Annotated in this window: 24 protein-coding genes; 12 read left to right on the top strand and 12 right to left on the bottom strand. The window is 56.8% G+C overall.

Going from position 1 to position 26,199, the window contains the following annotated elements; genetic code table 11:
• Positions 1–13 precede the first annotated feature (13 nt).
• From QZ517_RS02210 to QZ517_RS02190, 5 genes are all read left to right on the top strand, one after another.
• Positions 14–793 carry a succinate dehydrogenase iron-sulfur subunit gene (locus QZ517_RS02210; protein ID WP_283427031.1) on the top strand — a complete coding sequence of 260 codons (780 nt, stop codon included), beginning with the start codon at positions 14–16 and terminating at the stop codon, positions 791–793.
• Between the two features lie 188 nt (positions 794–981).
• Positions 982–1,134 carry a hypothetical protein gene (locus QZ517_RS02205; RefSeq protein WP_294221400.1) on the top strand — a complete coding sequence of 51 codons (153 nt, stop codon included), beginning with the start codon at positions 982–984 and terminating at the stop codon, positions 1,132–1,134.
• A gap of 135 nt (positions 1,135–1,269) precedes the next feature.
• Entirely contained in the window at positions 1,270–2,910 is a 1,641-nt protein-coding gene (locus tag QZ517_RS02200; RefSeq protein ID WP_294221397.1) for an FAD-binding dehydrogenase, read from the top strand.
• A 58-nt stretch (positions 2,911–2,968) separates the two neighbouring features.
• The gene (locus QZ517_RS02195) at positions 2,969–3,403 is read left to right on the top strand and encodes a DUF4399 domain-containing protein (protein WP_294221393.1); all 435 of its coding nucleotides are present in this window, start codon (positions 2,969–2,971) and stop codon (positions 3,401–3,403) included.
• Positions 3,404–3,452: 49 nt separating this feature from the next.
• On the top strand, positions 3,453–4,313 hold the full coding sequence (locus tag QZ517_RS02190; protein WP_294221390.1) for a DUF1989 domain-containing protein: 861 nt from the start codon (positions 3,453–3,455) through the stop codon (positions 4,311–4,313).
• A gap of 101 nt (positions 4,314–4,414) precedes the next feature.
• Here QZ517_RS02190 and QZ517_RS02185 read toward each other — a convergent pair whose 3' ends face one another.
• The 6 genes from QZ517_RS02185 to QZ517_RS02160 form a co-directional block, all read right to left on the bottom strand.
• The gene (locus QZ517_RS02185) at positions 4,415–4,999 is read right to left on the bottom strand and encodes an HNH endonuclease (protein ID WP_294221387.1); all 585 of its coding nucleotides are present in this window, start codon (positions 4,997–4,999) and stop codon (positions 4,415–4,417) included.
• Positions 5,000–5,230: 231 nt separating this feature from the next.
• On the bottom strand, positions 5,231–6,925 hold the full coding sequence (locus QZ517_RS02180) for a hypothetical protein (RefSeq protein ID WP_294221383.1): 1,695 nt from the start codon (positions 6,923–6,925) through the stop codon (positions 5,231–5,233).
• 101 nt (positions 6,926–7,026) lie between these two features.
• Positions 7,027–7,692, bottom strand: coding sequence for an alpha/beta fold hydrolase (locus tag QZ517_RS02175; protein WP_294221379.1), 666 nt, complete (start codon positions 7,690–7,692; stop codon positions 7,027–7,029).
• Positions 7,693–7,803: 111 nt separating this feature from the next.
• Entirely contained in the window at positions 7,804–8,508 is a 705-nt protein-coding gene (gene deoD, locus QZ517_RS02170) for a purine-nucleoside phosphorylase (RefSeq protein WP_294221374.1), read from the bottom strand.
• A 192-nt stretch (positions 8,509–8,700) separates the two neighbouring features.
• Positions 8,701–9,015, bottom strand: a complete 315-nt coding sequence (locus QZ517_RS02165) for an H-NS histone family protein (protein WP_294221371.1) — start codon at positions 9,013–9,015, stop codon at positions 8,701–8,703.
• A 194-nt stretch (positions 9,016–9,209) separates the two neighbouring features.
• The gene (locus QZ517_RS02160; protein ID WP_294221361.1) at positions 9,210–11,204 is read right to left on the bottom strand and encodes a protein meaA; all 1,995 of its coding nucleotides are present in this window, start codon (positions 11,202–11,204) and stop codon (positions 9,210–9,212) included.
• Positions 11,205–11,396: 192 nt separating this feature from the next.
• Between QZ517_RS02160 and QZ517_RS02155 the strand changes: the two genes are divergently transcribed.
• The 3 genes from QZ517_RS02155 to QZ517_RS02145 all read left to right on the top strand — a co-directional run bounded on the left by QZ517_RS02155 (position 11,397) and on the right by QZ517_RS02145 (position 15,256).
• The gene (locus tag QZ517_RS02155) at positions 11,397–12,755 is read left to right on the top strand and encodes a 1-acyl-sn-glycerol-3-phosphate acyltransferase (protein ID WP_294221358.1); all 1,359 of its coding nucleotides are present in this window, start codon (positions 11,397–11,399) and stop codon (positions 12,753–12,755) included.
• Positions 12,756–12,906: 151 nt separating this feature from the next.
• Positions 12,907–14,193: a crotonyl-CoA carboxylase/reductase gene (ccrA, locus tag QZ517_RS02150; RefSeq protein WP_294221354.1), complete on the top strand. Its 1,287-nt coding sequence runs from the start codon at positions 12,907–12,909 to the stop codon at positions 14,191–14,193.
• Positions 14,194–14,356: 163 nt separating this feature from the next.
• Positions 14,357–15,256: a PhzF family isomerase gene (locus QZ517_RS02145; protein ID WP_294221349.1), complete on the top strand. Its 900-nt coding sequence runs from the start codon at positions 14,357–14,359 to the stop codon at positions 15,254–15,256.
• A 222-nt stretch (positions 15,257–15,478) separates the two neighbouring features.
• On the opposite strand, the gene QZ517_RS02140 is transcribed toward QZ517_RS02145, so the two are convergent.
• On the bottom strand, positions 15,479–16,174 hold the full coding sequence (locus tag QZ517_RS02140) for a hypothetical protein (RefSeq protein WP_294221347.1): 696 nt from the start codon (positions 16,172–16,174) through the stop codon (positions 15,479–15,481).
• A 158-nt stretch (positions 16,175–16,332) separates the two neighbouring features.
• On the opposite strand from QZ517_RS02140, the gene QZ517_RS02135 reads away from it, so the two are divergent.
• On the top strand, positions 16,333–17,865 hold the full coding sequence (locus tag QZ517_RS02135; RefSeq protein ID WP_294221345.1) for an AAA family ATPase: 1,533 nt from the start codon (positions 16,333–16,335) through the stop codon (positions 17,863–17,865).
• Complete coding sequence (locus tag QZ517_RS02130) at positions 17,862–18,590, top strand: SDR family oxidoreductase (protein WP_294221342.1); 729 nt, start codon at positions 17,862–17,864, stop codon at positions 18,588–18,590. Before QZ517_RS02135 ends, QZ517_RS02130 begins: the two co-directional genes overlap by 4 nt.
• Before the next feature lie 114 nt (positions 18,591–18,704).
• Here the strand turns inward: QZ517_RS02130 and QZ517_RS02125 are convergent, their stop codons facing one another.
• From QZ517_RS02125 to QZ517_RS02115, 3 genes are all read right to left on the bottom strand, one after another.
• Positions 18,705–20,591, bottom strand: a complete 1,887-nt coding sequence (locus QZ517_RS02125) for a PhoX family phosphatase (RefSeq protein WP_294221337.1) — start codon at positions 20,589–20,591, stop codon at positions 18,705–18,707.
• Positions 20,592–20,692: 101 nt separating this feature from the next.
• Positions 20,693–21,178, bottom strand: coding sequence for a VOC family protein (locus tag QZ517_RS02120; RefSeq protein ID WP_294221328.1), 486 nt, complete (start codon positions 21,176–21,178; stop codon positions 20,693–20,695).
• Between the two features lie 251 nt (positions 21,179–21,429).
• Positions 21,430–22,923 carry a BCCT family transporter gene (locus QZ517_RS02115; RefSeq protein ID WP_294221325.1) on the bottom strand — a complete coding sequence of 498 codons (1,494 nt, stop codon included), beginning with the start codon at positions 22,921–22,923 and terminating at the stop codon, positions 21,430–21,432.
• 256 nt (positions 22,924–23,179) lie between these two features.
• Here QZ517_RS02115 and QZ517_RS02110 point away from each other — a divergent pair, with 256 nt between their 5' ends.
• Positions 23,180–23,737, top strand: a complete 558-nt coding sequence (locus QZ517_RS02110; protein WP_294221322.1) for a GNAT family N-acetyltransferase — start codon at positions 23,180–23,182, stop codon at positions 23,735–23,737.
• Between the two features lie 55 nt (positions 23,738–23,792).
• On the opposite strand, the gene trpS is transcribed toward QZ517_RS02110, so the two are convergent.
• Positions 23,793–24,830, bottom strand: coding sequence for a tryptophan--tRNA ligase (gene trpS / locus QZ517_RS02105; protein WP_294221319.1), 1,038 nt, complete (start codon positions 24,828–24,830; stop codon positions 23,793–23,795).
• An 87-nt stretch (positions 24,831–24,917) separates the two neighbouring features.
• Here trpS and QZ517_RS02100 point away from each other — a divergent pair, with 87 nt between their 5' ends.
• A complete protein-coding gene (locus QZ517_RS02100; protein WP_294221314.1) occupies positions 24,918–25,604 on the top strand; it encodes a rhomboid family intramembrane serine protease in 687 nt (228 codons plus the stop codon).
• Between the two features lie 11 nt (positions 25,605–25,615).
• Here the strand turns inward: QZ517_RS02100 and QZ517_RS02095 are convergent, their stop codons facing one another.
• Positions 25,616–26,161, bottom strand: coding sequence for a DUF308 domain-containing protein (locus QZ517_RS02095; RefSeq protein WP_294221309.1), 546 nt, complete (start codon positions 26,159–26,161; stop codon positions 25,616–25,618).
• Positions 26,162–26,199 lie beyond the last annotated feature (38 nt).

The following is a 26,199-nucleotide window of genomic DNA, read 5'->3' as shown; positions in this document are numbered from 1 at the left end:
GGAAGGAAAGACCATGGTCGAATTTGCCCTCCCCAAGAACAGTCGGATTGTGACCGGCAAGACCTGGCCCAAGCCAGAAGGTGCGACCAACGTGCGCAAGTTCCAGATTTATCGCTGGAACCCGGACGACGGTAAAAACCCTCAGATCGACACATATTTCCTCGATATGGACAAGTGTGGCCCGATGATCTTGGATGCGCTGATCAAGATCAAAAATGAGATTGATCCAACGCTGACCTTCCGCCGGTCTTGCCGTGAAGGCATTTGTGGGTCCTGCGCGATGAACGTGGATGGTATCAACACGCTGGCCTGTATTTATGGTTTGGATGAGGTCAAAGGGGACGTGAAGATCTACCCGCTGCCGCATATGTCGGTGGTGAAAGACCTGATCCCGGATCTGACCCACTTCTACGCGCAGCACGCGTCGATCATGCCGTGGTTGGAAACCAAAACCAACCGACCGGCAAAAGAATGGCGCCAGTCGATTGAAGACCGCAAGAAACTTGATGGGCTGTATGAGTGTGTGATGTGTGCGTCTTGCTCCACTTCCTGCCCAAGCTACTGGTGGAATGGCGACAAATACCTTGGCCCAGCAGCGCTGTTGCACGCCTACCGCTGGATTATCGACAGCCGCGATGAGGCGACGGGCGAGCGCTTGGACGAATTGGAAGATTCCTTCAAGCTGTACCGCTGCCACACCATCATGAACTGTGCCAAAACCTGCCCAAAGGGATTGAACCCGGCAAAGGCGATTGGCGAGATCAAGAAGATGTTGATCGAACGGCACGTCTAAATTGATGTGAAGAGGTTTTGGAAAACCCGTCTGTTTCAGGCGGGCTTTTTCTTTGGACAAAGATGTATCCCACCGCATACATTTGCAATTCTTGCATAGCGTGATTGCAGGATCGGCGGTTTACGGGTGCGTAATCTAATTTAAAATGGCGGGCGAGGGAGGACACCGGATTTACATGGAGTGCACCAATGTCCGCGTCTAAAAACGAAAGCCCTGAAGATTTTGCCGTCCGCGCGCAGGAAGTCCTGGAACAAGCCTATGGCTACTATACCCAGCCACCGCGCATCGCAGAGGTGAAACCGTCTAGCGAGACATATTATGAGTATGTGAAAGCCGCTTAAGCCAGACATACAACTGATGAATAGCGCTCCGAGGTATCGGGGCGCTTTTTATTTGGACGCGGCGCTGACGTTAGGTCTGGCTTGGCGGTTTGCGGAGCTGAGGCTAGCCTTTCCCGAAACAGGGGAGGATGTGCCATGACCGATGTGATCATCGTGGGCGGCGGCCTGGCAGGGCTTGTGGCGGCCAATGAGGCGGCGAGCCGGGGGCGTCAGGTGCTGCTGCTGGATCAGGAAGGCGAACAGAGCCTGGGTGGGCAGGCGTTTTGGTCTCTGGGCGGGTTGTTTATGGTGGATACGCCAGAACAGCGGCGCATGGGCATCAAAGACAGTCCGGATCTGGCGATGGCGGATTGGATAGGCTCTGCGCAGTTTGACCGGCCGGAGGACGCAAATCCACGCAAGGTTGCGGAAGGCTATCTGGAATTCTGTTCGGGCGAGATGCGCACGTGGTTGCAGGACATCGGCATGCGCTGGTTCCCAATTGTGGGCTGGGCCGAGCGCGGTGGTGAGATGGCGCATGGGCATGGCAATTCGGTGCCACGGTTTCACATCACTTGGGGCACGGGACCGGGCGTTGTGGCACCGTTTGAAAGGCTGGTGCGGGAGCATGTTTCCGGCGGGCGTGTGGAATTGGCGTTTCGGCATAAAGTCGCTGACTTGATTGTGGAAAATGGCGTTGTCAAAGGTGTGCGAGGGCATGTTTTGTCTGATGACGCGGCAGAGCGAGGACGATCCACATCCCGTGAGGTCGTGGGCGACTTTGAACACCGCGCGGAGGCGGTGGTGATCACTTCTGGCGGCATTGGTGGCGACCATGACATGGTGCGACGCTACTGGCCGGAGGACCGGCTTGGAAAAGTGCCACAACGTATGGTGGCCGGTGTGCCGGACTATGTGGATGGGCAGATGCAGCGCGTAGCCGAAGGGGCTGGGGCTGGGATCATCAATGCTGACCGCATGTGGCACTATACTGAGGGGCTGGCGAACTGGGATCCGATTTGGCCCAATCACGGCATCCGTATTCTGCCGGGACCAAGCTCGATGTGGTTTGATGCCCTGGGAGACCGAATGGAAGCGCCGTATTTGCCAGGGTTTGACAGCTTGGGCACGCTAAAGCGGATTTTGTCGACGGGTCATGAACATAGCTGGTTCATTCTGACCCAAAAGATCATCGAAAAGGAGTTCGCTCTGTCTGGGTCTGAGCAGAATCCGGACCTGACGTCTGGCAAGTGGTCGGAGGTGCTTAAGCGACGGGTGATGAACAAAGGTGCGCCGGGGCCTGTTGAGGCGTTCAAGGAGCACGGCGAAGATTTTGTTGTGGCCAACTCGTTGGAAGAACTGGTTGCCGGAATGAACAAAGTCACGCCGGATGTGCCTGTGACACTTGAGAAAATTCGATCTCAGATTGAGGCGCGGGATGCGCAGATTGACAATGAGTATTGCAAGGATGCTCAGGTGACAGCCATTCGCGGCGCGCGCAGCTATCGTGGGGATCGGCTAATCCGGACCGCCAAGCCGCACCGCATTCTGGATCAAGCCAACGGACCACTAATTGCGGTGCGGCTGAATATCCTGACGCGTAAGTCCCTAGGTGGGCTGCATACGGATGTCACCGGGCAAGTGCTGCGGCCGGACGGCAGGGCGTTTGAAGGGCTGTTTGCGGCTGGAGAGGTCGCGGGTTTTGGCGGCGGTGGGTATCATGGCTACAACGCCTTGGAAGGTACGTTCCTTGGCGGCTGTATCTTCTCTGGGCGGGCTGCAGGCCGGAGCGTTTAGATAGCCTTGGGATGTGTGTTATCCTCCGAACATTGTTTAAGAGTTCGGAGGAAATGTGATGAAGAAATTTGTAGCTGCTTTGGCAATTATGCTGAGTTCCCAGGCTTTTGCAGGGGATACGCCGTCGGCGGATGGGGCAATGGTCTACTTCATAAATCTCAGTGATGGCGATTCTGTGGAAGCGCCGTTTGTGGTGAATTTTGGGTTGTCTGGCATGGGGGTTGCTCCTGCCGGAACAGAGAAAGAAAACACCGGACACCATCATATTTTCATCAACCGCCCGCCCTTGGGCGAAGGGGCTGAGGATACGGAGTTGATGGAGAACGGTGTGCCAACGGATGACAATCACAAGCATTTTGGTGGTGGTCAAACCGAAGTAACCTTGGATTTGCCTGCGGGAACACACACATTGCAGCTTGTTTTGGGGGATGAGTTTCACGTTCCACACAACCCGCCGGTTGTGTCTGAGGTGATCACCATCACTGTGAAATAACACGGTTTTTTGCATTGCAAGACCGTTTGGTCGGGGGCAGGATCGGGGCATGACAGACATGCCTTTGCCCCCCGCTGATGCCGACGACCGCCGCGCGATTGCGCCGGTGATTTGCTACCCAAATGAGACGCTGCCGAAGGTGCCGCTGGCGCTTTACAAAGCGGCGCGAGAGACTGCCGAGAAGGTTGACGAGGTGTTGATTCCGGCGCGGGATGCGCGGTGTTTTGAGGTGCCTGCAGGGCAGTTTTTTCGGATTTCCTCGGTGGAAGGGCCGCAGGTTGGTGACTTGAATCTGTGGAACTCAAAAGACCTAAGTGAGCGGTTTTTCTCTGGTAAAACAAGAGCTTTGCACGGTACGCACATCACAACCGGCGAGAGGATGTGGACCAGCTTGCCGACCCTGCGGCCGATGGCGACCATTGTGGAGGACACTTTGGGGTGGTACGGGATCGATGCGTATGGCGGCTCTGTGCATGACGTGATTGGCACGCGCTGCGATCCCTATACTGGTAACTTATTGAATGGAGATCAGTATCACTACTGCTGCCACTCCAATCTGACGCGCGCTTTGGCGGCACACACGGGGATGTCACTTTATGAGGCGGAGCCCTATGTGCATGATGTTCTTAATGTTTTTATGTGCACGGGGTTCACACGTGACACGGGGCAGTACTTCATGAAAGCCAGTCCGGTGCGGCCGGGGGACTATCTGGAGTTCTTTGCCGAAATTGACCTGTTGGGGGCTCTAAGTGCTTGTCCGGGGGGCGATTGTTCCAGTGAACACAGCTCTGATACGGCGGCGTGTTACCCGATGCTGGTGGAGGTGTTTGCGCCGGAGGAAGGTTCGTTGGAGGGCTGGAGATCGCCCGCGGTCAATGGCTACGATCGGAGCCATGGAGTGGGGCGTTAACCTGCAAAAAACCACGTCGGTAAAGCGTCAGTATCACGACTGTTTTGCGGAGGTGCGCAGTTTTTGGCTCTGGGGCGCATTAACGCTTTTCACGTGATGTGTCAGGCGTCGAGTTCCGCGTCCCAATAGAGGTAGTCCATCCAGCTTTCATGCAAGAAATTGGGTGGGAATTTGCGCCCGATGTTGCGCAGTTCCTCAGACCCGGGCTGACGCGGTGGTTTGCGCAGGCTCATGCCGATCTGTCGCAGGCTTTTGGAGCCCTTCTTGAGGTTGCAGGGGGAACAGGCCGCGACCACATTCTCCCAGCTAGTGATCCCGCCTGCGGCGCGTGGAATGACGTGGTCAAATGTCAGGTCTCCCCGCGAGCCGCAATACTGGCAACTAAAACCGTCCCGCAGAAAAAGATTAAAGCGCGTGAAGGCCACGCGCTTTTGTAATTTTACATAGTCTTTGAGAACCACAACAGAGGGGATCCGTATTTCTGTGGAGGGGCTGCGCACCACATGGTCGTATTCAGCCACAATATCGACCCGATCCATGTAGGCGGCTTTGATGGCGTCCTGCCAAGGCCATAGTGACAGAGGGTAGTAGGAGAGGGGGCGGTAGTCCGCATTGAGCACCAATGCCGGATGATGCTTCAATCCGCCAGGATGTCGCGTAAATTCCGTCCTAAAGTCGCCGTCCATAAGGGTGTTCCCTCGCTGCGTTCGTGCCGCAGTGGCACGAGGCCTACATCTACTATATCTCGTGGTCTCATTCTGACAAGCCTCACAATGTGCGTTTGCGGCATTTGTGATGTGGCAGTTGCAGCATGGCAGGGGTGGATGACGGAATTGTGACGTCTGGTGCCTGAAACGCAATCGCCCCACCTGTATTTGAGGCGGGGCGACTTTAATTTTCAGCGATGAAGCGGTCGATTACCAGAATTTCGCACCGGAGATATCGAAGGTTTTGGATAGGGTCAGTGCAAACCGTGTGTCGTCTTGCGCAATCATGCTGCCTATGCCGTGCCGGCCAATCGCGTTGGTCGCTTGCGCATCCACAGAGAAACCGGATTGACCGAGGTGGTAGCGCGCGCCGGCCGCCCAGGTGGTTTCGCTGCCATCACGGCCGATCGGCGTGGCCTCTGCCATCAGCTCGAGACCATTGCCAAAGTTATAGCCTATGCCCATGCCCAAACCGACAAGCTCTGTGCTGCCCCAAGCGGCAATCTTGGGGCTTGCAGTGAAGGAAAAACCGTTGCGGGCTTTGTAATTGGCGGTCAGGTCGGTGAAGAACACACCAACTTTTTGAGAGGAAGAGCTGATCTGGCGGCCATACAGCATGCGCCCGGCAAGAGAGAACGGATTGCCGTTGTTCTGATCCATCAGGCGCAGTTTTGGCCCAATCATGTAGCGTACATGGGTGGTGGGGACCAGATTGGCGTCGGCTGTGGTGTTGTCGGAGAACTGTTCAAAAATGAACTGGAGCTCAACGTCCCGGTCTGGGCTGAAATTGATCGACGCACCGGCGTTGTTGTCACTGCCGTACCAGAGATCTGTGCGCAGCAGGCCAGGTTCCAGCGTTGCGGCAGATCCCAGTGTGAAGCCGTCCTGTTGGGCATTGAGTTGCGGCTGTGTTGTGGGCAGAGACAACGTGCGGTAGCTCTCGTCCCGTTTGTCGCCCGGTGTGTAAATCAGGCGCCCGCCAACCATTACGTGGTCGCCGTCTGGCCAAAAGGCCCATGTGCTGGTGGCCGGCGAAATGCCGAAGCCGTTGGTGACATACCCTTCAAATGCGACCCGGGGGGTGACGTTGTACCGACCACCGGCGGTCCAAACCGGCTCAGTCACCCATTCGCCGCTACTGGCAATGGTGTTTTCTGCGTTTAGGGGGGACTCGACTGTGCCAAACAGGGCCAGTCGTGGGTGCGGGCGGTAAGACACCCCGGCACCCATTGTGATCATGTTGCCATAGAACTGACCGCCGTCGATTTCATCCGGGCCCAAGGCTATGCCGGGCGTCAGGTGAAACTGCCATTTGGGATTGAGCGTGTAAGTGATCGGCATTTTGAGAGCGCCGATGGTGACGTTGGACTGGGGGCGGAACCAGCTGCCCCAGAGATCCGTCTGCATTTTGGTAAAGACCTCGGCAGAGCCAAGCGCGGCGATGGCCCACCTGTCGTCTTTGTAGAGCTGGTATTTGCCCCAGAGGGCAATTTGGTTGGTTTCCAGCTGAGGAATGCGTTCTGGGCCAACACCGGGAAACCCATCGATGGGGCCGCCAACCGGGTCGATGTAGTTTTGCAATTCCAGACCAAGCGCAAAGCGATCGGTAAACGCGTAAGATCCGCCGCCGTGATAATTTTGGTTGCCAGTGCCAGCGCGGTCGCTTGGGCTGGTTTGACGGGCTCCGACGTTGAGCTCCAGCGTGCCGGCGTCATACATATTACCGGTTTCAAACGAACCGATGCGGGTGGGGCCGTTGTCCAGTGGGTTTACGCTTTGGGCAAGGACGGTCTGCGCGGGCACAAGTGCCGTGGCGCAAAGAAACCCTGCGAGTTTTGCACGCCGGGCGGTCAGGCAGAACAAAGACGGTTTGGGGCTGATGGCGTGCAACACAATAAAATCCAATTCATCAAATCTTATATTTTCCTACCGCAGCGGGCAGGTGGCGCAAAACACTTTTGCGCCACAGGCTTTGAGATTGTTGCGAAAATGCGCAGCCCGTGGCCTTAAAGGCCCAGTTTGTCGCGCATAAAGGCGAGGGCCACGCTCAGGCCATCCGGGGCGATGCCGTGGGCTGTGCCCTTCATGATGTGGGCGTAGACATCACTAAAGCCGGCCTCTTGCAGGGCCTCGGCGGCTTCGGGCAGTGACTGTGGCGGCACCACATCGTCCTGATCGCCGTGGATCAGCAGGATTGGCGGTTTGCTGACGGCTTCGTCTTTGAGCAGGTCCGGTTGCAGCAGGCGACCGGAGAAAGCCACAATGCCAGCCATCTCATCTTCGCGGCGGGGCGCCACATGTAGGCTCATCATGGTGCCTTGGGAGAAGCCAAGAAGCACAACCTGTTCGGGCAGCAGGTCTTCGTCAACCATGACCGCATCCAGGAAGGCGTTGAGATCTTCGACAGCGGCCATCATGCCACGTTCGCTTTCTTCTTCAGAAGAGCCGTCGATCCAGGGGATTGGGAACCATTGACGGCCCATTGGCATGCCGGGGATTTCTTCCGGCGCGTCGGGGGCCAGGAACAACGTGTCTGGCAGGTGCTCGGCAAGCGGATCGGCCAATCCCATCAGGTCGGCCCCGTTGGCGCCGTAGCCGTGCAGGAAAATCACCGCAGAGCGGGTTTCGCCGGAAACCGGTTCCTTGCGTTGAGCTTGCAATACACGTGTCATGGAGGGCCCCTTGTGTCGTTGGGCTGCGGGTGCAGCGGTTAGGGGCGTGTGTGGCATGTCAGGCGGCCTGTCGCAAGATGTGCGCGGCCGCCTGACGGGATGTGTTGCGGATCAGGCGAAGGCGGCTTCGAGCGCGATTTCAACCATGTCGCCAAAGGTCTTTTCGCGGTCCTCAGAGGGCAGGGCTTCGCCGGTCAGCAGATGGTCAGACACGGTCAGAACCGCTAGCGCGCGACGACCGTGGCGGGCGGCAAGGTTGTAAAGCTCGGCAGCTTCCATCTCGACGCCAAGGATGCCGTGGCGGGTCATCTGCTCGGTCAGGTCCGGGCGCTCGTCGTAGAACACGTCGGAACTGTAGATGCCGCCCACGTGCGTGGCAGTGCCTTTGGCCTCTGCCGCGTCAGCTGCGGCGCGCAGCAGGCTGTAATCGGCGCAAGGGGCGAAGTTCAATTCTTTGAAAATGCCGCGCGATGGGGTGGAGAGCGTGGTTGCGGTCATGGCAACAATCACGTCACGCACTTTCACGCTGTCTTGCATGCCGCCGCAGGAGCCGATGCGGATCAGGGTTTTGGCGCCGTAGTCTTTGATCAGCTCGTTCACGTAGATGGAGAGCGAGGGCATACCCATGCCGGAGCCGTGGATGGTGACGCGGTTGCCTTTCCACATGCCAGTGAAGCCCAGCATGCCACGCACTTCGTTCACCAGTTTCACGTCGGTCAGGAATGTGTCCGCCGCCCATTTGGCGCGGTAAGGATCGCCAGGCAGAAGAACGGTTTCTGCGATGTCTCCGGGTTGGGCTCCAATATGTACGGTCATGACAATTCCTTTGTGTTTTTCTATGGGCGGGGAGGTTTGCAGCATGTGCAAACGTATAAGAGTGAATCAGATGCTCAAAATTGTAGCGAGGGACAAGTCGAAAATCTGAAAAACATCTGTTGAAAAAAGAAAAAGCCGAAGCGGCGTGTCTCAACGCGCTTCGGCTTTGTGTTTGGAGCCTTTCAGGCAGGCTTAGATTTCCATGGCGTCCGGCGCGATACCAGCGGCCAGCGCTTCGTCAAACCATTTGGGTTTGCGGCCTTTGCCGGTCCAGGTTTTGGTTTTGTCGTCGGGATGCGCGTATTTTGGCACGCCTTTCATCAGGCCGCCGCGCTTTTTGCCGGTTACACTGGCCAGTTCTTCCAGGGAGAAACCGTATTTTTCGGCGGCTTCTTCAATGGCTTTCAAAGCATCCGTTTTGCGTTGTGCTTCGCGTTTTTCGAGTTGGATATCAATCCGCGCCCGCAGGTCAATCAACTCTTCACGACCCATTTCTTCCAATTTCATTTGGAGTGTCCACTCGTCTATTACGTCCAGGAAGGATAATCGCAGCGGATTTGGCGGATTTGCAAGCCGGAAGACTATTTTTGGGAGATGTTTAGGAGGTTTTGCAACCTGAAATTGATGGTAGGGTTTTCCCTACCCGTTCCATCTGCGCTATTCGAAAGAATTGAGACTTATTCGAGGGCGGTCGGGCCGCGCTATTGCGCGGCCACAGAGGCGGGATTCGCCAAGGTGACGATGTCCCCCATGATGGTGTTGAGCTCAAAGTCTTTTGGCGTATAGACGCGGGATACACCCATGGCACGCAGACGCTCGGCATCTTCGTCCGGAATGATGCCACCAACAATGACGGGGGTGTCGCCCAAGCCAACATCGCGCATGCGCTGCATTAGGTCTTCGACCAGTGGAATGTGCGACCCTGACAGGATCGACAGGCCAACCACATGGGCGTCGTCTTCAATGGCCTTGGCGACGATTTCTTCTGGGGTGAGGCGAATGCCATCGTAGGTGATGTCCATACCGCAATCTCGGGCGCGGAAGGCTATTTGCTCTGCACCGTTAGAGTGGCCGTCAAGTCCCGGTTTACCAATGACAAATTTCAGGCGGCGCCCAAGTTTGTCAGAGACAGTGTTTACCGCGTCCCGTAATTCGTCCAGACCTTCGGTTTTGTTAGATGGGGCGCCAGAGACACCGGTTGGGCCCCGGTATTCACCGTGCACCACACGCATCTGTGCGGCCCATTCACCGGTGGTGACGCCCGCTTTGGCCGCGGCAATTGACGCGGGCATGACGTTTTTGCCATCAGCAGCAGCGGCGCGCAGGTCGGCCAGAGCTTTTTCCACGGCGGCGTTGTTGCGTTGGCTGCGCCAGTCGTTGAGGCGGGTGATCTGTTCCTGCTCCACGGCAGGATCCACCACCATGATGCCGCCATCTCCGGTCATCAATGGAGAGGCTTCGCCCTTTTGGAACTTGTTCACGCCCACAACAATAGTCTCACCCGCCTCGATGCGGTTCAGGCGCTCGGCGTTGCTGTCGACAAGACGAGATTTCATATAGTCAATCGCGCCAATAGCACCGCCCATGCTTCCCAAATTGGCCAACTCGCGACGCGCGCCGTCTTTTAACTCTTCCACTTTGGCATCGACCGCAGGGTTTCCGTCAAACAGGTCGTCGTATTCCAAAAGGTCGGTTTCAAACGCCATGATTTGCTGCATGCGCATGGACCATTGCTGATCCCAGGGGCGTGGCAAACCAAGCGCTTCGTTCCAAGCAGGCAATTGCACCGCGCGGGCGCGGGCCTTTTTGGACAGAGTTACAGCGAGCATTTCGATCAGAATTCGATAGACGTTATTCTCTGGCTGCTGCTCGGTGAGGCCTAGCGAGTTGACCTGAACGCCATAGCGGAAGCGGCGGAATTTGGGATCGGTCACGCCATACCGCTCAACAAGAATTTCGTCCCAGAGATCCACAAAGGCGCGCATCTTGCACATCTCGGTGACAAAGCGGATGCCCGCGTTCACAAAGAAAGAGATGCGGCCGGCGAGGGCTGGGAAATCTTGTGCAGGCACGCGGGGTTTCAGCGCGTCGAGCACGGCAATGGCGGTGGCCAGCGCAAAGGCCAGCTCCTGCTCCGGTGTCGCACCGGCCTCCTGCAGGTGGTAGGAACAGACGTTCATTGGGTTCCACTTGGGCACATTGGTGTAGCAGTACTCCGCCACGTCCGCGATCATCTTCAGGCTGGGTTCCGGCGGGCAGATATAGGTGCCGCGTGACAGGTATTCTTTGATCAGGTCGTTTTGCACCGTGCCTTGCAGCTTGGTGACATCGGCGCCTTGCTCCTCCGCGGTGGCGATATAAAGCGCCAAGAGCCACGGGGCGGTGGCGTTGATTGTCATGGAGGTGTTCATCTGCTCTAGCGGGATCTGATCAAACAGGGTGCGCATGTCGCCGAGGTGACTGACGGGAACGCCCACTTTGCCCACTTCGCCGCGTGCAAGAATGTGGTCGCTGTCATAGCCGGTCTGAGTCGGCAGGTCGAAGGCGACAGAGAGGCCGGTTTGGCCTTTTTCCAAATTGGAGCGGTAGAGCGCGTTTGAGGCTTTTGCGGTGGAATGGCCAGCGTAGGTACGAATCAACCACGGACGATCCTTGGTTGGCTTGTCAGTGGTCTGATTTTTCTGCGTCTGCGACATACTTCTGTCCTCTGCTGGGGGTCTCGAAGCGACCTAGCAACAATCTTTCGTTTGAGGGTATGTACGCGAAACATCGTTTGCAAGTCAATTCGCTGCATTGCGGCGAAAGCCCGTCGTCACCGTCAGGGCACATCAGGACAGAGTTGTGCGAAGTCTATTGTCCTTGGCGCAAGCTGTTGTCAGAGTTTTACCATGACGTCGACAATTGAGCTCCCTCTCTGGCTGTTTGTACTGATCCTGCTGTTTGCGGTGATCACAGCGGCCAGTCATTTGCTGTTCCCCTCGGTGCGGTGGTTTTTCCGGCGGCGGATGGAGCGGGTGGTTGCGCAGGTGAACGACCGGTTGGAGCGACCCATTGAACCGTTCAAGCTGGCGCAACGTCACGATATGATCCAGCGGCTGATTTATCAGCCGGATGTGACGCGGGCGGTTTCTGAACACGCAGCGGAGGAGGGTATTCCCGAGGCGGTCGCTTTTGAGACGGCCAAACGGTATGCCGGGGAGATTGTGCCGTCGTTTTCTGCGACGATGTATTTTAGCGTGGCCATTCGCATTGCGCGGTTTTTGAGCCGGGCATTTTTCCGCGTGCGGCTGACACATGTGGATGAGGCCGCGCTAGACGCAATCCCGCAGGACAGCACGGTTGTTTATGTGATCAATCACAAGAGCAACATGGATTACGTGTTGGTGACCTATTTGGCGGCGCGGCGCTCTGCGCTGTCTTATGCTGTGGGTGAATGGGCGCGGGTGTGGCCGCTCAGCCGGTTGATCCGCGCGATGGGGGCCTATTTTATCCGGCGCAAGTCGCGCAACGATCTCTATCGCAGGGTGCTGGCGGCTTACGTGCGATTGGCAACTGAGGCGGGTGTGGCGCAGGCGATGTTCCCAGAAGGGCGTCTGTCGCTAGACGGGGCGCCGCAGGATCCGAAGCTGGGGCTGATCAAATACATCACTGACGCTTATCAGCCAGACGGGCGTGATGTGGTCTTTGTGCCGGTGGCGATCAATTACGACCGTGTGTTGGAAGATCGCATTCTGTTGGAGTCCGCGGCGCAGGGTGGAAAGGGGTTTCACGCGCGCATTTCTGTGATCGTTGGGTTTTTCTTCAAGCAGTTGTTGTTGCGACTGCGCGGCAAGGTGCATCGGTTTGGCAATGCCACGGTGCGGTTTGGCGAGCCGGTTTCGATGACCGCATTTTCCAAAGATGTGCAGGGTGACCTGGCCAAGCCGTTGGGTGTGCAGCTGATGAGGCAGATCAATGCGGTTGTTCCGATTTTGCCGGTGCCGTTGATGTCGGTTGTTTTTGAAGCTGCGCAGGGGCCGATGACACGAGAAGAGGTGGGCGCTGCCTTTGCGGCGCGATTGGCCGCGCTGCCAGAGGGCCGGGCCCAGTTTATGCGGGATGCGCCGGATGAGGCGATTGAGAGCGCGTTAAAAACACTGGTGGGCCGGCGCGTGCTGACAGAACGCAACGGAGCCTTTGGGGTCAACGCAGATCAAGCTGAGATTTTGCGGTTTTACGCCAACTCCATAAGGCATTTGGTGGCGTGAGTGTGCAGGTGCAGCAATTCATGCTGCGCCTGCTGGGTTATTAAATTACAAAATTGGACCCAAGAAGGTTGCAATGTTACCCCTCCATCAATATCACGGTGGCAGGAACGCGATTCTGCATCGCGGCGAAACGACCAATCAGGAGGCGAAAATGGCTCTGGATACCGAAAACGGCCTTGCGACTTACGACGCACCACAAAAAGATCTTTATGAAGTGGGTGAAATGCCCCCGATGGGCTATGTGCCCAAGCAGATGTACGCGTGGGCGATCCGCCGCGAGCGTCAGGGCGAGCCGGACAAGGCGATGCTGCAAGAAGTTGTGGATGTGCCAACGCTCGACAGCCATGAGGTTCTGGTTCTGGTGATGGCCGCCGGTGTGAACTACAACGGCGTTTGGGCTGGCCTCGGCGTGCCGGTGTCCATGTTTGACGTGCACAAGCAGCCATACCACATTGCCGGTTCTGATGCGGCGGGCATCGTTTGGGCTATTGGCGACAAGGTGAAGCGCTGGAAAGTGGGCGACGAAGTTGTGATCCACTGCAACCAGGATGACGGCGACGACGAGCACTGCAACGGCGGCGACCCGATGTTCTCCGACAGCCAGCGCATCTGGGGCTATGAGACCCCTGACGGATCGTTTTCTCAGTTTACCCGCGTACAGGCGCAGCAATTGATGCCACGTCCCAAGCACCTGACCTGGGAAGAGAGCGCCTGTTACACGCTGACATTGGCAACCGCCTACCGGATGCTGTTTGGTCACGAGCCACATGATCTGAAGCCGGGCCAGAACGTTCTGGTGTGGGGCGCGTCTGGTGGATTGGGCTCTTATGCGATCCAGCTGATCAACACTGCCGGTGCCAACGCGATTGGCGTGATCTCGGATGAGAGCAAGCGTGATTTTGTGATGAATCTGGGCGCCAAAGGCGTGATCAACCGGAATGACTTCAACTGCTGGGGTCAATTGCCGACTGTGAACACGCCGGAATACAATGACTGGCTGAAAGAAGCGCGCAAGTTTGGCAAGGCGATCTGGGAGATCACCGGCAAAGGCGTAAACGTGGACATGGTGTTTGAACACCCCGGTCAGGCGACCTTCCCGGTGTCCACGCTTGTGGTGAAAAAGGGCGGCATGGTTGTGATCTGTGCCGGCACCTCTGGCTTCAACTGTACCTTTGACGTGCGCTACATGTGGATGCACCAGAAACGCTTGCAGGGGTCCCACTTTGCCCACTTGAAGCAGGCCGCATCTGCAAACCAGTTGATGGTAGAGCGTCGTCTTGATCCATGCATGTCAGAAGTGTTCCCATGGGCCGAGCTGCCGGATGCACACATGAAAATGCTGCGTAACGAGCACAAGCCGGGCAACATGTCGGTGCTGGTGCAGGCACCAAAGACCGGCCTGCGCACGCTGGAAGATGTGATCGACGCAAGCAAGTAACGCGTACGGATTGGTCAAACGGTTTCCCCCGTTTCCCTCCTCAGCCCCCGGAGCCGTTTGGTTTCGGGGGTCTTTTTGTTGGTGGGGGTGGCCTCTTGTTCTATTCAGCTGTGAGTTGCATGCTGCGATCTCTGGGAATTGTTCTTAGAAGAGAGGCAGCCACGTGAGCTCTGTAGAGGTTTTTGTCATCGACGCATTTACGCGAACGCCAAACAGCGGCAACCGCGCGGGCGTTGTGCTGGATGCTGCGGGATTGGATAGCCAGCAGATGCAAGCCATCGCAGCGTTTGCAGGATACTCGGAAACGGCGTTTGTTCTTCCCGCAGATGCGCGGGATCATGATGTGCATGTTAGATACTTTACGCCTACCCGCGAAGTGCCGATTTGCGGCCACGCGACGATAGCGACACACTTTCTACGAGCTGTGCGAGGACACGCTGGGCAATACCCAATGGTTGCCAAAACGGGCGCGGGCTTGCTGCCGGTTGAACTGAGCCAATTGCATGGTGACGGTGCGTTGCGCGTGTCGATGACACAGGGGGTGCCAGAATTTATGACCCCATTTGGGGCGATAGAGCAAAACCGTCTGGTCAAAGCTCTCGGAATAATGTCGGACGATCTTATGGATCTGCCGGTGCAGATTGTCTCAACCGGGCACTCCAAAGTCATCATACCCCTGCGTGAGCGCAAGGTGCTTGATGGGTTGAAACCAGATATGCCGCAGCTTGCCGCCCTCAGTGGCGACATTGGATGTAATGGATTTTTCCCATTCGTATTGGAGGGATCGCGCGCCAACCCGGTCACCTATGGGCGTATGTTTGCGCCTGCGATTGGTATCGACGAGGATCCTGTTACGGGCAATGCAAACGGACCAACGGGCGCGTATCTTGTGCATCACGATTTGATCGATTGTGACCGCAGCTGCACCTATCCGGGGCATCAGGGCGTAGCGCTGGGCTTGCCGGGAACTGTTTATGTCACTGTCTCCCGTGAGGGCGGCAAACTGAAGGTGCAGATCGCGGGGGAAGCGGTTGAGGTTGGAACGCGGATGTATTCATTTTGAGGTTCCGACCAGCTGAGGCGCTTCATGAAACCTACGTCTGATCAGCCGTCTTAAGCGGGGAAGAAAACGTCGGAGATTGGTCAAACGGTTTCCCCTGTTTTCTTCTGCAGCCCCCGGAGCCGTTTGGTTTCGGGGGGCTTTTGTTTGGGGACTTAACTTTATAATGGCATTGCCGGATTGACCTTGTTTGGTCTTTCTACTGCCGTCCGTGGCGCTGCTAGACTAGAAAGCGCTTTGTATTCTCAGAGCTATGCTGTCCATGTCTGAAAAGCTGAGAATAGAAAAATGGAAGGCTGAATACGTTAACGTTGCGCCAATCGTAAAGAACAAGGGGGTGCGCCAGGCCAACCTGCGTTGTTGAAGCAAAATGGCTGTGGGCCTTTGTATCGCCGCGAACAGTTGGCAGAAAACCAATAGGGTACAGTACTTCGCGAAGTACTGTAGAATGTTTGTGTCAAACTCGGCGGCCCTCTGTGACAACCCGTAGTATGAGACCGACGCGATGCCCAGGAGCAAGCCAACGGTGCGATCGGAGTATTTTCTGCGGTCTATACGGCGAGCGATGTTTTCTGGAGACATCTCGCTTGGTTTGAGTTTCCTCTTGGATGCCCGATAAATTACATAGGCTTCGATTACCGTGAAAATGGATGCGATCGGGAGAAAAATCAAAACGGCGGTTGAAAAGCTGGAGAGAGTGACCTCTGCGATGTTTTGGGACGTTGTGTTTTCCAGATCGAAGATGGTATCGAGCCTGTTCGCAATGGCGAACAACAGAGGAGCCAGGCAACTCACGTATAGGCCTAAGCCGACGATGTCGGTCCTACGTGGCTTATACATGAAGGAGGTATCATCTTGCGGCCTCTCTGGGGCGTTTGCTTTGATACGGTCAATGCGCGATGAGAAATCGGTTTGAGACATGAAGTAACTCCTTGAACTTTATTTAACGCGAAATTTTCCCAGCGATAGCAATTTTTAGGCGATCTCACGTACAGCCGCGACCTGTGGGGTATTCGCAATAGTCGCGCTACGATACAAACCGGCTGGCCCCCAATCGCGGCCCCCTGTAGGGTCGCGCCATGAGCAGCACATCCGTTACATTCAGCCATGATCAGGCCGAGGCCTTTGACAATATCTCCTCCTTGCTCAAAGGGCTGGGGGTGGATTTGGACGAGGGCCTGTTGACCCCTGCAATCGAAGGCAAGCAGGCGATTGCCGCCGTCACCGGCAAGGCTGGGTCGGGCAAAACGTTGCTTTTGGCGGAGATGGTAAAGGCGCTTGAAGGCGCGGGTGTGGACATTGTCTCCGGCGACTATGAGGGCAAGCGCAAGAAAGATCACCGCACGCTGGCGATTTTGGCGCCCACCAACAAGGCGGCGAGTGTTTTGCGGATGCGCGGCGTGCCTGCGACCACCATTCACCGGATTATCTACACGCCGGTTTATGACCCTGAATATGAAAAGATCGCAGAGTGGCTGGCAGACAAGGGTGACCGGCCGGAGATCGAAGGGTTGACGGACGAAGCCTTGGATCGGGCTCATGCGTTTTATCAGCTGCACAAATCTATTCCCGGCGCAATGGCGGCGGCGGGGTTACGGGGCAGTGATTTTATCACCGGTTGGAAACGGCGGGATGATCCGCTGGACATCGGGTTTATCGACGAAAGCTCGATGCTGGATGACAAGCAGTTTGATGATTTGAAAGAGATTTTCAGCACGTTGGTGCTGTTTGGCGATCCGGCCCAATTGGCGCCTGTGAACCAGTCGGGTGCGATGGTGTTTGACAAATTGCCGGCGCCTGCGGTCTACAATCTTGAGCGTATTCATCGGCAGGACGCGGACAATCCGATTTTGGATTTGGCGCATGCGCTGGCCGATCCGCAGCTGGAATTTCACCACTTTGAGAGCATGATCGAAGACGCCGCGCGGAAAGATGATCGTGTGGTTCTGGCGCAGCGGGTGGAAGTTGATTTGATGGCACGCTCGCCGGTACTGGTGTGGCGCAATGCAACCCGTATCCGGCTGATCAACGCGTTTCGACAGGTGCACGGCGCGCCCGAAGATGCGTTGATGGAAGGGGAGCCGCTGATCTGTGACGGGATTGAGCTGCCAATGAAGCACCGCAAGAAGCGGTTGGATCTGGAAGCGCGGGGGCTGATCAAAGGCGCGCAGGTGATTTACTTGGGGCCAGGGCGCAAGCCTGGATTTTCGCGATTGCATGTGATGGGCGCGGAAGATCCGCGTGTGTCAGCGGCCTCAATTGTGAAGATCGAAATGCCGGATGAAGAAGAGCCGTTTATTCCCTATGCCGCGCGCATGGGGGCGACGTTCCTGCATGGGGCGGCGGTGACCATTCACAAGGCGCAGGGGTCCCAATGGGAAAATGTGCAGGTTTTTGCGCCGGACCTGTTTGTGGCAGCGCGGATGAATCGCAATGAAGCAGGGCAGCCGCTGTGGAAGCGCTTGGCCTATGTCGCGATCACGCGGGCAAGTGAGCGGCTGCATTGGGTGGTGCGCAACCGGCTGGCAAAACCGACTGGGCCGCTGGACGTGAGTGATTTGACGGTGGCGCCTGCGCCGCTGGAGTTGATGGCGCAGGAGGAAAATGCGTGAAGAGCATCATTGTGACCGGCGCGAGCCAAGGCATTGGCAAAGCGACAGCTGAGGCGTTTTTGAACGCTGGTTGGCGGGTTGGTGTGTTGGCGCGCAGCGCTGATAAGTTGGAGGCATTGGCCAACAAATACGACGCGGCGGTGCCGCTGGTGGCGGATGTGACGGACGCGGCGGCAATGGAAAGCGCCTTCGCGAGGTTTGTGGCCCGCACCGAGCGTTTGGATGCGCTGTTTAATAATGCGGGTATGTTTGGTCCGGCGGGCCCGATCGACGAGGTCGATCTGGGGGGATTTGATCAGGTGCTCGACGTGAACGTGCGCGGCATGTTCATTGCGGCAAAGCTGGCTTTTGCGCAGATGCGGCGCCAAGTGCCCCAAGGCGGACGGATCATCAACAACGGGTCTTTGTCAGCGCATGTGCCGCGCGAGGGATCGGTATGTTACACGCTCACGAAACATGCGGTGACCGGGCTGACCCGGACGTTGTCGTTGGACGGGCGGCCCTATGATATTGCCTGTGGGCAGATTGATATTGGCAATGCGGAGACCGACATGGTCGCAGATTTGAACGCGCGCCTGCAGGCCGACGGCAAACCACCCAATCCAACTATGGATGTTCAGGATGCCGCGAAATCGGTGCTGCATATGGCCGAGTTGCCGCTCAATGCAAACGTGCAGTTCATGACGGTGATGGCGACCAAGATGCCATACATCGGACGCGGCTAAGCGCAGTTGCTCTGAAAAGAAATGCCCCCGACCGGGGAAAGGTCGGGGGCCAAAGATTTGGTGCTAAAATTGTCGTGTCAAAAGGTCTTTTGGTAGTCAGAATTTGCGTCGTTGTTATCCGATAAGGCCACCGTCTGTGCGCCGTACCGCAAAAACACCAGACCGAGGCACGGAGGTGCCGCCATCCGGGAAATGCGAGTTGCCTTTTTCGCCCGGGTGCTGAATGCCGACAAACATGGTGCGGCGATCCGGGGACCAGCACACGCCGGTAACTTCACATTCTTTTGGACCAACCAGGAAGCGGCGGATTTCACCAGTTACGGTGTCGCCCGCAAGCATCTGGTTGTTGCCCATGCCCGCAAAGTCGCCTTCGTTAGAATATTTGCCGTCGGTCTGGATCCACAACAGGCCGGTCTCGTCAAAGGCCATGCCATCCGGAGAGTTGAACATATTCCCGGCATTGATGTTCTCGCTGCCTGCATAGGCATCGTCATGCACATCCGGGTTTCCAGCCAGAGCGAAGAGGTTCCAGCTAAAGCCGCTGGCGCTGTGGTCTTCGTTGTCCGGCATCCAGCGGGCGATTTGGCCGTAGTTGTTGTGGTCACGCGGGTTGGGGCCGTTTGCAGATGTGTCATCGCCACCGGCATTTGGCTTTTTGCCTCGGTTTTTGTTGTTGGTGAGCGCAACGTAGGCTTCTGCCTTGGTTGGGTTCACCGCCACCCATTCTGGGCGGTCCATCGTGGTTGCGCCAACGTGGGACGCAGCCTGACGGGTGTGGATGCGGATCTCTGCGTCGGACATGCCGGTGGTGTCGGGCGTCAGGGCCAGCCATTCGCCGCGCATGTCATCAAAGAACTTGGCGACAAACAGGTCGCCATTTTCCAATAGATCGCTGTTGTCGCCGGTGGCGGAGTAGGTGCCATGGGAGACAAATTTGTAGAGGAATTCGCCGCGTTCATCGTCGCCAAGGTAGACAACCGCTTTGCCGTTTGGCGCCAGTACAACAGCCGCGTTTTCATGTTTGAAGCGGCCCAGAGCTGTGCGTTTCTTAGGCGTGGAGGTTGGGTCAAATGGGTCGATCTCGACCACATAGCCTGCGCGGTTGGGTTCATTTGGGTTTTTAGAGACGTCAAAGCGCGGGTCCACCTTGGCCCAGCCGTAGCCCCAGTCTTTGGAGGAGACGCCGTAGCGTTTCAGCTCTGCAGAGACTTCATGCGCTTCATCTTCGGCGGAGAAGTAGCCGTTGAAATTCTCTTCGCAGGTTAAATAGGTGCCCCAAGGGGTCTCGCCGTTGCCGCAGTTGTTCCAGGTGCCTTTGGTGGTCATACCGGTTGGGTCTGCGTCGGTTTTCAAAAGGTCATGGCCAGCGGCGGGGCCGGTCAGGTCCATGTCGGTCTGCGGTGTGATGCGGCGGTTCAGGTCGCTGTCGACCACAACCTGCCAGTTGCCGTATGTGTCACGGGTCACTTCAAAGACAGAGATGCCGTGGGCGTTCATGCCTTTTTGTACATCGTCATCAGAGACCCATTTGCCATCTGGGTTGTTGCCCCAAAGTAATTTGCGGTTGGTGTATTCGTTGTTGATCGCCATGACGGTGCGGCCGTCTTTGGTGAAGATCGACATGCCGTCGTTGTTGTCGCCGAAGGCGCGTGCCTGAGAGGCAGCGGTACCGCGGGTGGCTTGATCAAAAGCGGGGGCGTCGGAAAACAGAGGGTCCCCCCAAGTGACAACCTGGTCCCACTCAAAGCCTTCGGGCACGGTGATGGTGTCCTCGGAGTTGGCGGCAACCTGGCTGAAGCCAAACCGATCTCCGGCAGCCACAGCGTCGCGTGTAAGCGCGGTGGTGCCGACCAAGAACGACCCAAGACCAAAGGTCATCACACCGCCTAAGAAGCCGCGACGCGACAAGGCGGTTTCAACAACTTGGTCAAAATCAGTTTCTTCTGCGCGTGGCGAAATCAGCTCGTCAATTTCGTCAAAGGAAAGATCGTCGTGGGACATGCCTGGCTCCTGAGGCTTGGATCATTGGTGATGTCCAAGATAGGAGGTCGCGGAATCAGATTCGTGACAAGCCCTTTGCAGTTTTGTGACAACGGCGGGTGTCAGGCGGCCTCCGCGAGCAAATCTTCCATCCTTAGAGGGCGACTGTACATCTGCAGGCTGCCATCGTCGTGGCGGGGCCATTCGGCAGTGTGGCGGTCGCGGTAGAGTTCGACCCCGTTGCCGTCGGGATCGTTGAAGTAGATGGCTTCGGAGACGCCGTGGTCTGACGCGCCCAAAACGGGATACCCTGCGTCGATGACGCGCTGCACTGCGGTGGCAAGGTCTGCGCGGGATGGGTACAGGATGGCGGTATGGAACAAACCTGTGTGGTGATCCGGTGCGGGGCCGCTGCCCTTGCTACGCCAAGTGTTGAGGCCGATGTGGTGATGGTAGCCATCTGATCCCAAAAAGGCGGCGTCGTTGCCGAGGCGGGTTTGCACCTCAAAGCCCAAAACGTCGGAATAAAACCCAATGGCGCGGTCGAGGTCTGCCACTTTCAAATGGACGTGGCCAATGCGGGCGGATGGGGTGTAGGGCGCGGTCATAACAGATCTCCTTTGATTGAGACCAAAATAGTCGGGCTCCAAGAGGCTGAAAACTCGCGATTAGGCGCGGATTATGTGCGGTTTTGCGCAGGTTGCAGGGCTTTTGAGGTGCCCGAGACAGGCTTTTACGCACGTATCCAGGGAAGACCCGTGGCCCAGACCTTAAGGGTCAGGCCGCAGGCTGAGCCAAATCAAAAAACCGATATAGGCAAAAACCGAGACATTGAGCATCGTGTCGACAAATGAGCCGCTCATGAGCCTTCCTCCCGCCGCAAAGTACGAAACAGACAGATAACAAGTACAGGGACGATAAAGACAAAGGCGATTGCGGACAGGGCAATGATTGAGCGCACCAATGCGATGTCCCCAACAAGTACCATTGCCAACCCGAGCGCTGCCAAAATCGCGCCCCAGACCGTGCGGATTCTAGGGGAGGGGTTTTCGTCACCTCCGGTACCTATCATCGCCAAAGTGAATCCCGCGCTTACAACGCTGGTCACAACAAACAAAAAGGCGGCGGTGATTGTGGCAACGTGAGTGATCCGACTGACCGGGAACTTGTCCAGAAGTGCAAACGTGGTGGCATCCAGATTTTCGCGGTTGATGGCAGACAGCACGCCTTCGCTGCGCAGAGCGTCAAAGAACCCAAGGCCGCCAAAGATACCGAACCAAAGAACAGAAAACAGGGTTGGGGCAACAATCACGCCGATCAGAAACTCACGGATGGTCCGGCCACGGGATATCCGGGCAATAAAAATTCCGACAAAAGGCGACCAGGCCAACCACCAGATCATGTAGTTAAGCGTCCAGCCCTGAAACCAATTGACGAGATCACCATCAAAAAACTCCGCCGTGGAAAACCCCGCGGGCAGTACATTGAACAGATATCTTCCAAAGCCGGAGACAATACCGTTCATAAGGTAGGACGTTGGTCCGGCAATCAGCAAATACACCAGGAGACCAACCGCAATGAGCATTGCAGCGTTTGACAGCTTGGCCATGCCGTCGCCCAGATCACGCCGAAGCGGAATAACAAATGCCACACACATTGCGATGAACACTGGAAACGTCAGCGTGTTGGCATCGTTGATACCAAGCAAGCCTGCAACGCCGGTTTGAATTTGAAACACTCCCATGGCCAAGGAGCCAGACAGGCCCACCGCAATGGCGACAATGGCCATTAAGTCAAATAGCCAGGCCATCACACGGATCCAAGCCGCGTCACCCAAGGCGTCGGATAGCGGTGCGCTGAGCAACAGGGGGCGGTGACGGCGATAGGCAAAATAGGCCATAATCAGCCCGACCACGCCATAGATTGCCCAAGCGTGAAAGCCCCAGTTCAAATAGGTTACAAACAAAGCATAGCCGGCGGCCTCCGGGTCTCGGATATACTTGCGCAATTCATCAAAGTGGGTCAGCGGTTCGGCAGCCCCGTAAAACAGCAATCCGATGCCCATGCCCGCAGCAAACAGCATCGCGATCCAGGCAGGTGTAGAAAACTCTGGCTCGGCATCATTGGGGCCAAGACGAATACTGCCGAAGCGGGAAAACGCGAGGAAAATTGCGACAAACAACAGCCCGCTTGCCTCCAACATGATGAACCAGCCACGGCTGCCAAATTGTAAGTGCACCGCTGAAGCTGCAAGATCGCCTAGCCCTTTGGGATCGATGATCCCCCAAAACGCGATCATCGCGCTAATGAACAGGGCGGAGATCAGCAGGAGGTTTGTGGATTTTCCAGGCATAAATGTGGTCACCTTCCGAAGCCGAGCACAGGAAAACCTGCAACACGTTGCACGCGCTCAGGCTAACCCTAAGTACGTATACTTCTCAAGCGGTTGGTTCCGTTGGTGACGTTCTGTTGGCGCGTTGCGCCTCGGGCCTCTGATTTGGTTCGCTCTTGTCTCACACTTGTGTTGCTTCGGAGTTGCTGCCTGATCCCGCTTGGATTTAGAGTGCACCGACCTGATGAAACGGACCCCAGGAAGAAAAGGCAGGTAGATGAAAACAAGCAGTTTGGTACCGGTTCTGGAAACGGAGCGCTTGGTCCTGCGAGGGCATACTTTAGCGGATTTTGAAGACAGTGCGGCGATGTGGGCGGATCCTAAAGTTGTGGCGCATATCTCTGGTGTGCCCTCAACAGCAGCGGAATCGTGGTCGCGGGTGTTGCGCTACATCGGGCATTGGCAGGCGCTGGGCTATGGCTATTGGGTGCTCGAAAGCAAAGTTGATGGCGCGTTTGTGGGCGAAGCCGGGGTGGCGGATTATCACCGCAATTCAAAGCCGAGTGTGCACGGGAAGCCGGAAGCGGGCTGGGCGCTGAAGACGTCCGCGCAGGGGCAGGGGTTGGCGACAGAGGCTGTGAGCGCGGTTTTGACCTGGGCGGATGAAGTATTGGCCAAGGAGTTTCCGATGGCCTGTGCGATTTTTGATCCGGCGCATGCGGCCTCTGTGCGGGTTGCCGAAAAGGTTGGGTTTGGCAATCCGGTCATGGGTACGTTTGGGGATCAGGAGGCGCTATTTTTAGAGCGGTCGCTTGGGAGAATCCCAAGGAGCTAACAAAAAAAAAGCCCCGCCAGTGGCGGGGCTGATTGTTTGCAGGGATATGGAAGGCTTAGGCGCCGACCATGCCAACAATTTCGTAGGTCCTTTTCAAGATCGGTGCAGCGATCTCGCGGGCCTGACCTGCGCCGTGGGCGAGGATTTTGTCGATCTCGTCCTGGTGCTCCATCAGGCGGGCCATTTCCGTGCTGATCGGAGACAGTTTGGAAACCGCGAGGTCAGACAGCATTGGCTTGAACTCGGAGAACTGCTTGCCGCCCACGTCCGCCAGTACCTGATCCACGGTCAGGCCAGACAGACCTGCGTAGATGTTGACCAGGTTGCGGGCCTCTGGGCGCTCTTCCAGACCTTTGGCTTCTGATGGCAGGGCTTCCGGGTCGGTTTTGGCCTTGCGGATCTTCTTGGCAATGGTGTCCGCGTTGTCGGTCATGTTGATGCGGGAGGCATCAGATGGATCAGACTTGGACATCTTCTTGGTGCCATCGCGGAAGGACATCACACGGGTGGCCGCGCCTTCGATCACCGGTTCGGTGATGGGGAAGAAGTCAACGCCGTAATCGTGGTTGAACTTGGTCGCCACATCGCGGGTCAGCTCAAGGTGCTGTTTCTGGTCCTCGCCCACAGGCACGTGGGTGGCGTGGTAGATCAGAATATCCGCCGCCATGAGCGCCGGGTAGGCAAACAGGCCCAGCGAGGCGTTTTGCGAGTTTTTACCAGCTTTGTCTTTCCATTGGGTCATGCGCTGCATCCAGCCCATGCGGGCGACGCAGTTGAAGATCCAAGCCAGTTGCGCGTGCTCCGGCGCTGCGGATTGGTTGAACAGGATCGATTTTTTCGGATCGATGCCCGCAGCAATAAAGCCGGCGCAGAGTTCTCGGGTGGCGCGTTGCAGTTTGACAGGGTCTTGCCAGACTGTGATGGCGTGCAGGTCAACCATGCAGAATACGGTCTCATGGGTACCGGCCTCTTGCATGTCGACAAAGCGCTTCATTGCGCCGAGGTAATTGCCCAGCGTCAGACCGCCCGAGGGTTGAATCCCGGAAAAGACGCGTGGGGTAAAGGTGGAGGACGTTTGGACCGCCTCGTTCATTGGAAATACTCCATCTGGATTTGTTAGCCTGCTTGGCTTATCTCCGAGGCCAAACACCGTCAAGCAGGACGGGTAAGGAGTACAGGCATGTCGCACCCAGATGATCAAAGCCCCGTGAACCCGCTTCCCCCGGTGGTGACGGCGTTGTTTTTGCTATTGGTCGGGGTTGAGGCGGCGCTTTGGCTTGGCTCCAAAGGGATTGTGGGTGGTCCCACGGCGGTGGGGTGGCGGTTGGATGCGATCCAGCGCTATGCGTTTTCAGCGGACATCTTTGATTGGATGGTGATCAACGGACAGTATCCGTTGGAGCATATGATCCGTTTTGTGAGCTACTTGTTTGTGCACTACAATTTCACCCACGCGCTGTTTGGCGGCGTGTTGCTCTTGGCGATGGGCAAGATGGTGGGAGAGGTGTTCTCCGGATGGGCCACATTGGCGATTTTTGTGGTGTCCGGCGTTGCGGGGGCGCTGGGTTATGCGCTGATCCTGGATGTGTCCACGCCGCTTTTGGGCAGCTACCCCGGTGTCTATGGCCTGATTGGGGCGTTTACGTTTCTTTTGTGGACCAGTCTGGGGGAAGTGGGCGAACCACAGGCGCGTGCGTTTTCATTGATTGGCATGCTGGTGGCCATTCAGTTGGGCTTTAACCTGATTTTTGGGGGCAATCCGGATTGGGTCGCCGATGTGGTCGGCTTTGGCGCAGGATTTGTGATGTCCTTTGCGCTGATCCCTGGTGGGTGGCAGCGGATCCGCGAAAAGATCCGCCGCCAGTAGAAATGGCCTGATTAGGCCGCTTCCTCTTGGTCTGTTTCAGCGTTGTTCAGATTACGCACGGCGAAGGCCAGTGCGATGGCGCTGATGCCGTTGGAGAGAAGCTCGATGGCCAGCAAAACACCCAGCAAAACTGCGGCGGATTGTGGGAAGTTGTTGAGCACCATCAGGCCCAAGATCACGGAGATCAGACCGGAAAGCAACAACGCCCAACGCGCGCTGCCTTCGAAGTTTGAGAAGCCAAATACGCCTTTGAACACGCCGGATACCAGAAACAGGATACCTGCAGCGAAGGTGAGGGACAGCAGGCCCTGAAGCGGTTGTGCGATGATGTGCACGCCAATCACCATGGCCAGAAGGCCAAGGATAACCCCTGCAATTTTGGCGCCTGTGGATGGCGCGCTAAAGGACGCGAAAGCCTGAATGGCGCCCAGGAAAAGAAAGCTCCAGCCCGCAAACACGGTTGCAGTCATGGAGGCTGCGAAAGGGTTGGCCAAAGCCAAAACACCCAAGACCACGGCCAAGATGCCGATGATCATCATTACGATCCAATTATTCATGTCTCACTCCCGAGATTTAAGAATGCCATAGGTTAATG

The organism is uncultured Shimia sp., assembly GCF_913054185.1.
In the GTDB taxonomy this organism is placed as follows: domain Bacteria; phylum Pseudomonadota; class Alphaproteobacteria; order Rhodobacterales; family Rhodobacteraceae; genus Shimia.
The sequence above is the reverse complement of the archived record's forward strand: the minus strand, read 5'-3'. Positions and strand labels throughout refer to the sequence as shown.

Excerpts from the sequence above, each read along its gene's own strand:
- QZ517_RS02210 (WP_283427031.1), top strand. The coding sequence starts at position 14 with ATGGTCGAATTTGCCCTCCCCAAGAACAGTCGGATTGTGACCGGCAAG.
- QZ517_RS02205 (WP_294221400.1), top strand. The coding sequence starts at position 982 with ATGTCCGCGTCTAAAAACGAAAGCCCTGAAGATTTTGCCGTCCGCGCG.
- QZ517_RS02200 (WP_294221397.1), top strand. The coding sequence starts at position 1,270 with ATGACCGATGTGATCATCGTGGGCGGCGGCCTGGCAGGGCTTGTGGCG.
- QZ517_RS02195 (WP_294221393.1), top strand. The coding sequence starts at position 2,969 with ATGAAGAAATTTGTAGCTGCTTTGGCAATTATGCTGAGTTCCCAGGCT.
- QZ517_RS02190 (WP_294221390.1), top strand. The coding sequence starts at position 3,453 with ATGACAGACATGCCTTTGCCCCCCGCTGATGCCGACGACCGCCGCGCG.
- QZ517_RS02185 (WP_294221387.1), bottom strand. The coding sequence starts at position 4,999 with ATGGACGGCGACTTTAGGACGGAATTTACGCGACATCCTGGCGGATTG.
- QZ517_RS02175 (WP_294221379.1), bottom strand. The coding sequence starts at position 7,692 with ATGACACGTGTATTGCAAGCTCAACGCAAGGAACCGGTTTCCGGCGAA.
- deoD (WP_294221374.1), bottom strand. The coding sequence starts at position 8,508 with ATGACCGTACATATTGGAGCCCAACCCGGAGACATCGCAGAAACCGTT.
- QZ517_RS02165 (WP_294221371.1), bottom strand. The coding sequence starts at position 9,015 with ATGAAATTGGAAGAAATGGGTCGTGAAGAGTTGATTGACCTGCGGGCG.
- QZ517_RS02160 (WP_294221361.1), bottom strand. The coding sequence starts at position 11,204 with ATGTCGCAGACGCAGAAAAATCAGACCACTGACAAGCCAACCAAGGAT.
- QZ517_RS02155 (WP_294221358.1), top strand. The coding sequence starts at position 11,397 with ATGACGTCGACAATTGAGCTCCCTCTCTGGCTGTTTGTACTGATCCTG.
- ccrA (WP_294221354.1), top strand. The coding sequence starts at position 12,907 with ATGGCTCTGGATACCGAAAACGGCCTTGCGACTTACGACGCACCACAA.
- QZ517_RS02140 (WP_294221347.1), bottom strand. The coding sequence starts at position 16,174 with ATGTCTCAAACCGATTTCTCATCGCGCATTGACCGTATCAAAGCAAAC.
- QZ517_RS02135 (WP_294221345.1), top strand. The coding sequence starts at position 16,333 with ATGAGCAGCACATCCGTTACATTCAGCCATGATCAGGCCGAGGCCTTT.
- QZ517_RS02125 (WP_294221337.1), bottom strand. The coding sequence starts at position 20,591 with ATGTCCCACGACGATCTTTCCTTTGACGAAATTGACGAGCTGATTTCG.
- QZ517_RS02120 (WP_294221328.1), bottom strand. The coding sequence starts at position 21,178 with ATGACCGCGCCCTACACCCCATCCGCCCGCATTGGCCACGTCCATTTG.
- QZ517_RS02115 (WP_294221325.1), bottom strand. The coding sequence starts at position 22,923 with ATGCCTGGAAAATCCACAAACCTCCTGCTGATCTCCGCCCTGTTCATT.
- QZ517_RS02110 (WP_294221322.1), top strand. The coding sequence starts at position 23,180 with ATGAAAACAAGCAGTTTGGTACCGGTTCTGGAAACGGAGCGCTTGGTC.
- trpS (WP_294221319.1), bottom strand. The coding sequence starts at position 24,830 with ATGAACGAGGCGGTCCAAACGTCCTCCACCTTTACCCCACGCGTCTTT.
- QZ517_RS02100 (WP_294221314.1), top strand. The coding sequence starts at position 24,918 with ATGTCGCACCCAGATGATCAAAGCCCCGTGAACCCGCTTCCCCCGGTG.
- QZ517_RS02095 (WP_294221309.1), bottom strand. The coding sequence starts at position 26,161 with ATGAATAATTGGATCGTAATGATGATCATCGGCATCTTGGCCGTGGTC.